General features: G+C 58.9%; 3 protein-coding genes. All 3 read left to right on the plus strand.

Features of this window, described 5'->3' with window-relative positions; genetic code table 11:
* The first annotated feature begins 226 nt into the window (after positions 1 to 226).
* Complete coding sequence (locus tag CWI66_RS17310; protein WP_081193700.1) at positions 227 to 1,036, plus strand: ABC transporter permease; 810 nt, start codon at positions 227 to 229, stop codon at positions 1,034 to 1,036.
* Positions 1,037 to 1,039: 3 nt separating this feature from the next.
* Positions 1,040 to 2,137 (plus strand): chain-length determining protein, encoded by a 1,098-nt coding sequence (locus CWI66_RS17315; protein ID WP_100732363.1) that lies wholly within the window; start codon positions 1,040 to 1,042, stop codon positions 2,135 to 2,137.
* 164 nt (positions 2,138 to 2,301) lie between these two features.
* Positions 2,302 to 2,493: a DUF2283 domain-containing protein gene (locus CWI66_RS17320; protein WP_016913348.1), complete on the plus strand. Its 192-nt coding sequence runs from the start codon at positions 2,302 to 2,304 to the stop codon at positions 2,491 to 2,493.
* Positions 2,494 to 2,750: the final 257 nt, after the last annotated feature.

The following is a 2,750-nucleotide window of genomic DNA, read 5'->3' on the forward strand; positions in this document are numbered from 1 at the left end:
TCGAGCAAACCTCATTGGCCTCATCAGCACCCCTAACGGGGTGCTTCGCGGGTGCGCTCCGCTTACACCGCGCTACGAAGCACCGCCATCAACGGCAATGACCCCGTAGCGCGGCGTAACGAAAGAGCGAGAGAAACGAGCGAAAGAGGCACCCGCGGAGGCGGCGCCAGCCGCCCTGATTAAGCCACTACTCCATTTACGTTCTTGAATCAAAAGACACAGCATCATGGATAACACAAGCAGTACCCCGAAAGGCGCGCGCACCCCCTGGCAGGTCACGCGCAGCGTGTGGTACGCCATGTTCATGCGCGAAGCCGTTTCGCGCACCATGGCCGACCGCATGGGCTGGTTCTGGATGATCTTCGAGCCCTTCGCGCTGGTGGCCATCATGGTGGGCATTCGTAGTTTCATCCGGGGTGACCGCCTGATCGTGAATGCCGAGTTCATTCCTTGGATGATCGCCGGCATGATGGGTTTCTTCCTGGTGCGAGAAGGCATGCTGCGCGGTATGGGTGCCATCGATGCCAACAGCGCGCTGTTCGCCTATCGCCAAGTGCAGCCCGTAGACCCCGTGCTGGTGCGCAACTTTCTGGAAGGCATGCTGCGCACCTTCGTCTTCCTGCTGTTTATCGTGGGGGGGCTGCTGCTAGGTCTGGACATGTACCCCGACAATGCCATCAGAGCCATGTGGGCATGGGTCTCGCTTTGGAGCCTGGGCATCGGGCTGGGCCTGGTCACCTCGGTGGCCGCTACTCTGGTGCCGGAAGTGGGCCGAGTGATCCGCATGCTTTCGCTGCCACTGTTGATCATTTCCGGCGTCATGTTTCCGCTCAACCAGTTACCCCACTGGCTACTGGAATACCTGATGCTCAACCCCATTCCCCATGCCCTGGAAACTCTGCGGCTGGGATTCTTTGAAAACTATCAGGTCATTCACGGCACCAGCATGCTCTACTTCTGGCTGGTGACCCTGAGTTTGAATGCCCTCGGGCTACTGATGCACCTCCGTTTTGTTGACCGGTTGAAGGCCAAATAACCCATGCAATCCTCATTAACCCGTTTCGTAAAACAGTCACCGCACTGGGCCATGGCCTTGCTCGCCATTCTCCTGGTCAGCTTTTACTGGTTTGTATGGGCAGAAGAGCGCTACGTTTCCCGTGCCACCGTAGTGCTGGAAAGCCCACAAGTCGCCACACCGGAATTCAGCCTCTCATCGCTCATGGGCGGCGGCGGAGGCAACACGGCCGACCTGCTGCTACTGCGCGAGCACCTGCTCTCGGTAGACATGCTGCGCCTGCTCGATGAACAGCTAGGCATTCGCCAGCACTACAGCGAACACGGTGACCTGTTTGCCCGCCTGCGCGACCCGAACGTGCCCATTGAAGACCTGCACCGCTACTACCTGCGCCGTGTAGAAGTGGAGTTGGACGAATACGCGGGGGTTCTCAACATTCACGTTCAAGGCTACACCCCCGAATTCGCCCACAGCATGGCATCGCTGCTGCTGGAAGCAGGCGAAAACCACATGAACGAAATGGGCCACCGCCTGGCCGATGAACAGGTACGCTTCCTGGAGCGCCAAATGGTGCGCCTGGAAGAGCGCTTCAATGACACCCGCGCCCAACTGCTCGAATTCCAGAACGAGCACGGGCTGGTATCACCCACCAGCACGGTGGAAAGCATCAACCAGGTCGTCGCCACCCTCGAAGCCGACCTGGCCCGCTTCCAGGCCCAGCGCAACGCCCTGGCCAGCTTCCAAAGCGCCCAATCCGCCGAGCTGCGCCAAGTAGAACGCAACATCGAAGCCCTGCGCGACCAGATCGTCGAACAACGCGACCGCCTGGCCCAAGCCACCGGCAACTCGCTCAACCGCATCTCGGCAGAATACGAAACCCTGGAACTGCAAGCCCAGTTCGCCCAGGAAACCTACTCCAGCGCCCTGGCCGCCCTGGAAAACACCCGCCTGGAAGCCGCCCGTCAACTCAAACAAGTCAGCGTGTTGCAAAGCCCGCTCATGCCCGAATACCCCACAGAGCCCAACCGCCTTTACAACAGCACGGTATTCGCCATCATCACCATCTTCCTCGCCTTCATCCTCAGCATGATGATCATGATCATCAAAGACCACCGGGATTGATGAGCAAGGGGTAGGGCACCGTAGCGCGGTGTAATGGTCAAGCGAGGCAACCACTCCGTAGCGCGGCGTAACGGAAAAGCGAGAGCAACGAGCGAAAGAGGCACCCGCAGCGGCGGCCCGGCGCGAAGGTGTCAGCAATACGCCCAAACCAAACAGGATAAGTAATGCGAACTACGTACGATGAAGCAGATGATATCCTGGTTCTGCACCTATCAGAAAAGCCTACCGTTAGGGAGGTTTCTCAAGATTGGCATACACATATTAGTTACGCAGAGGATGGCACGATCAATGAAATCGTCATTCTGGAGGCCTCGAAGCAAGGTGCATGGCCACTCTTAAAAAGCCAAGCCGCTTAACTAACCGCAACACCACTCCCGCTGCTCCTGCGGGTGCGCTCGTTTACACCGCGCTAAGGGAACACCGCCAACGTTATGAGGCGTGGCACCAACCCCGTTTCGCGCCATAACGAGCAACCGCGTCAACACCTCGAATGGCGGCACCAACCCCGTAGCGCGGCGTAACGAAAGAGCGAGAGAAACGAGCGAAAGAGGCACCCGCGAAGGCGGCCCTAGCCGCCCCGATTGAGCCACGGTGATCGAGCAAACCCCAGTGG

The organism is Halomonas sp. 141 (genome assembly GCF_002810305.1).
Lineage (GTDB): Bacteria > Pseudomonadota > Gammaproteobacteria > Pseudomonadales > Halomonadaceae > Vreelandella > Vreelandella stevensii.